This is a genomic window from Demequina sp. (assembly GCF_016278775.1).
Classification (GTDB): domain Bacteria; phylum Actinomycetota; class Actinomycetes; order Actinomycetales; family Demequinaceae; genus Demequina.
The window spans coordinates 1-2796 of record NZ_JADQBF010000049.1; the positions used below are offsets into that span (position 1 = coordinate 1).

Annotated in this window: 4 protein-coding genes; 1 reads left to right on the forward strand and 3 read right to left on the reverse strand. The window is 66.2% G+C overall.

Annotated features, from left to right (window positions below):
• Positions 1-257 precede the first annotated feature (257 nt).
• Together QZZ33_RS06800 and QZZ33_RS06805 are read right to left on the reverse strand one after the other, a co-directional pair.
• Complete coding sequence (locus QZZ33_RS06800; RefSeq protein ID WP_291379015.1) at positions 258-851, reverse strand: LytR C-terminal domain-containing protein; 594 nt, start codon at positions 849-851, stop codon at positions 258-260.
• Between the two features lie 9 nt (positions 852-860).
• Complete coding sequence (locus QZZ33_RS06805; protein ID WP_291379016.1) at positions 861-1157, reverse strand: DUF3263 domain-containing protein; 297 nt, start codon at positions 1155-1157, stop codon at positions 861-863.
• Positions 1158-1245: 88 nt separating this feature from the next.
• Between QZZ33_RS06805 and QZZ33_RS06810 the strand changes: the two genes are divergently transcribed.
• Complete coding sequence (locus tag QZZ33_RS06810) at positions 1246-1917, forward strand: uracil-DNA glycosylase (protein WP_291379017.1); 672 nt, start codon at positions 1246-1248, stop codon at positions 1915-1917.
• An 11-nt stretch (positions 1918-1928) separates the two neighbouring features.
• On the opposite strand, the gene QZZ33_RS06815 is transcribed toward QZZ33_RS06810, so the two are convergent.
• On the reverse strand, positions 1929-2796 hold an 868-nt coding region (locus QZZ33_RS06815; RefSeq protein WP_291379018.1), incomplete at its 5' end, for a hypothetical protein.

Below are 2796 nucleotides of genomic sequence, written 5' to 3' on the forward strand. Positions count from 1 at the left end.
GGGCCTCCTCATCGAAGGCAATGATTTTTGCCATGGGTGTGTGTTCCTCTTTCGATGGGTTGTGGCGCCGCTGATGCCCGCGACGGACGACGCTCACAGCGATGTTCACATCACATCGTGGGAGCGCCTCATCGTTGGCGCCGAAGTCTTAGCACTCTCGTAGTGCGAGTGCTAATGCGATTTTGGCACTCTCCCCCTAAGAGTGCAAATGGCGCGGGCCACTTTCGCGCGAGGCGAAGCGGACCCGCGGGCCCCAGCTAGGCGGCGGGGTCTGTCACCAGCAGCACGGCGATGTCTCCGTCCGACACCACGCCGAACTCGATAGTGCCGATGCCGAGCACCTCGGCCACCTTCGCGGCGGTGCTTTCCAAGGCCGCATCCGAGTACCGCACCGTGTTGGTCGCTGGCTTGGTGCCCGTGATGTTGCCCGCTGTCGCGGCGGTGAAGCCTGCCGCCGCCAACTTCTCTTGGTTTCTCCCCGCAAGCCCGCCGATGCCCGCTCCGTTGAGAACCGTGACGGGTGCGTCGAATTGCACGGGCGCCACTGTGGGCGTGGGGCTCGGTGTCGGCGAAGCGCTGGCAGAAACGGTGGGGCTCTCGGTCACGTCTGGAGTTTCGGCCACGGTCGCGGTGACCGTGGGCCGCGGGCCCGCGTCAAGGGGCGGGATGCCATCGTTGCCCTGCGCCCGCCAGAGGTAGATCACCCAGCCATACGCGAGGGCTCCCCCCACGAGGAAGACGATGAGGACGGCCGCAACGGACCGCCACCAACCTCTGCGCTTGCGATGAACGCCGATGGGACCGCGCTCATCGGCGGCCGCGTCGAATTCGTCTGGAGGGAACTCTGGCACGGGGATACGCTACCGCTGGCGCGACGCTTCGACGACCCGACTCGCGCGTCCACGTTGGCGGGAGGACCGCATGCGCCGCAGCCGCTTCACCAACATGGGGTCATGCACTAGGGCCGGTTCCGAGTCGATGAGGGCGTTGAGCACTTGGTAGTACTCCGTGGCCGACATGCCGAACTTCTCACGGACGGCGTCCTCCTTGGAGCCCGCAAACCTCCACCATTGGCGCTCGAACGCCAGGATGTGCTCGTCACGCTCGCTGAGGGACGCAATGTCAACAGAGGGGGCGTGAACGGAGGCCGCAGGCATGTGGCCAGAGTACCCGCGAATCACACCGTTGTCATTTGGCCACGCCAGCCCCAAGAACAGGTGTCGCCGACGTGGCTACGCTGATGCCATGACGGACGCATGGCGCCAGCAAGTGGCCCCTGATTGGGCCGATGCGCTGGAACCGGTAGCGCCACTGTTGGCAAGCGTCGGCGCCTTTCTTCGCGCGGAACTGTCGGACGGCCGTGCCTACCTTCCGGCCGCGTCGGCGATCCTCCATGCGTTTGAGCGGCCACTCGCGAAGGTCAAAGTCCTGATCGTCGGGCAGGACCCCTATCCGACGCCGGGAGACCCCATGGGCCTGTCCTTCTCGGTACCGCGAGGCAGGCCCATGCCCCGGTCGCTCGCCAACATCGCGCGTGAACTCGCGGCCGACACCGGCGAAGTCCTCTCCACGGGCGATCTCACCCCCTGGGCCGACCAAGGCGTCATGCTGCTCAACAGGTGTCTCACCGTCCGTCCGGGTCAGCCGGGCTCGCATCGGGGCCATGGCTGGGAGGAATTCACGGAGCACGCGATCCGCACCGTGGCCGAGCGGGGCGCGCCGCTCGTGGCCATCCTGTGGGGGCGCGACGCGCAAAACCTCGCGCCGATGCTGGGCGACGTGCCGCGCATCGAGTCGCCCCACCCGAGCCCGCTCAGTGCTTCGAGGGGGTTTTTCGGGTCCCGGCCGTTCTCACGCGCGAACGCGCTGCTTGAGGAGCAAGGCGCGGCGCCGATCCGCTGGGCCACGCCCCTGTAACACGAACGAGGTTACTGCGGGCAGATCGACAACGCGGTCTCTTGCGCGGGGTTCGTGTAGTAGTTGAGTCCTCCCCAGAATCTCTTGTCGGTGTAGGCGTAGTTCTGTACGGGACGCATGATGCTGATCACTGGTAGCGAGGCACAGGTGGTGCCCGGCGCAAGGGTTGTCGGCACCGAATCCGTCGGGGTTACCACATAGGGGGTGAAATCGCCGACCTGTCCGAGGTCGAGAGTGATGATGACGTACGGTGCGTCCGTCGAGCCGTTGAAGTACACGTTGCCCTGGTAGTCCACACTGTTGGGTTCCCATCCGCTCCCGCTCCACGAGGTGAAGTAGCAGTCCGGATCGACGACCGCTCCGCTGGCGTCCACGCCGACGCAACCCAACTCCGGTAGCACTCCCGTCCAGTTCGCCAGTTGGACCCATCCACCAACGGTCACGATCGCCTTCGACACCTGGTTCGAGCGGTACGTGCCTGACGTGGTGAAGGTGTTCCCTCCGGGGCCAACCGTGCCGCTTACTGACGCCACCACGTCGCCGTTGTTCTTGTAGAGCCCCACCGTGATCGGTAGACCCACGCACGCCGACGTCAGGCCCTCAACATAGATGTGAGAGTAGTTGTTGCCCGTGTGTGCGCCCGCAGCCGAGACCTCCACCGGTTGCGTCAGGCATGACTCGTACGTCAGCGCGCTCCCACCACCGCTGGCGTTGACTTGTAGCGACGACGCGGAAGCTGGCGAGACCCACATGCCAACGAGGGCGAGCCCCGCGAGAACCGCAGTGCCGCGCAGGTACGCGGGTGCCCCCAGGCGGGGTGCGCGAGCAGCGTGACGGGGCGACGGAGTGGGGCGCGTCAGAGCCGCGAGAACTGCGGCC

What these genes read in the sequence shown, in the direction of transcription:
- QZZ33_RS06805 (WP_291379016.1), bottom strand. Translation starts at nt 1,157, where the DNA reads ATGCCTGCGGCCTCCGTTCACGCCCCCTCTGTTGACATTGCGTCCCTC.
- QZZ33_RS06810 (WP_291379017.1), top strand. Translation starts at nt 1,246, where the DNA reads ATGACGGACGCATGGCGCCAGCAAGTGGCCCCTGATTGGGCCGATGCG.